The organism is Arthrobacter vasquezii, assembly GCF_029455255.1.
GTDB classification, from domain to species: domain Bacteria; phylum Actinomycetota; class Actinomycetes; order Actinomycetales; family Micrococcaceae; genus Arthrobacter_D; species Arthrobacter_D parietis.
Genome location: NZ_JAROKN010000127.1, coordinates 1 through 932 on the forward strand (window position 1 = coordinate 1; position 932 = coordinate 932).

A 932-nucleotide genomic window follows, 5' to 3' on the forward strand; every position below is an offset into this window, starting at 1 on the left:
GTCCATCGCGGACCTGCCGTCGGGGCGGGCCGGGCTGAACGCCGTCGTCGAGGCCTACCGCGAGCAGATCAAGGTGGTGTCCGACGCCGGCGCGAAGGTCATCCTCATGGCCTCGCGTGCGCTCGCCGCTGTGGCGCAGAGCCCGGCGGATTACCAGTACGTTTACGGGATCCTGCTGGCCGAGGCCGATGAGCCGGTCATCCTGCACTGGCTCGGCACCATGTTCGATCCGGCGCTGGACGGCTACTGGGGCAGCAACGACGTTTCCGCTGCGACCGAGATCTTCCTGGACCTCATCCGCGCGCAGCCCGAGAAGGTGGACGGCGTCAAGGTGTCCCTGCTCGATGCCGCCCACGAGACCGCCCTGCGCGCGGCCCTTCCGGCGAGCGTGCGGCTCTACACGGGCGACGACTTCAACTACCCCGAGCTCATCCACGGCGACGGCACGCATTACTCGGATGCGCTGCTGGGCATCTTCGCGGCGATCTACCCTGCCGCGTCGGCAGCCCTGCAGGCGTACGACGACGGCGATGCGGACCGTGGGCGCGCAATCCTGGACTCGACCCGGGAACTGGGCAAGCAGATCTTCAGTTCGCCGACGTTTTACTACAAGACCGGCGTCGCCTTCCTGTCCTGGGTCAACGGGCATCAGCCCGGATTCCAGATGGTCGGCGGCCTGCACTCCGGGCGCTCAGCGCTCCATCTCGCCGAAACCTTCCGCCTTGCCGACAAGGCCGGGCTGCTCGCTGATCCGGACGTCGCCGCGCACCGCTTCGAGTGGCTGCTCGCGAGCTATGGGGTGGGCGCATGAGCCGCCTCTCGCTGAACACGGCGACCACGAAGAACATCACCCTGGCGGAGGCGGTTGCCCTGTCCGCCGACGCCGGGCTGACGCACATCGGGCTGTGGCGGGACCGCGTGGCGGAAGCCGG

1 protein-coding gene is annotated in these 932 nt (G+C 68.7%); it reads left to right on the forward strand.

The window, feature by feature from the left end:
* Nucleotides 1–811: DUF993 family protein (locus P4U43_RS17910; protein WP_277359951.1), on the forward strand; the 811-nt coding region annotated here is incomplete at its 5' end.
* Between the last annotated feature and the right edge of the window lie 121 nt (nt 812–932).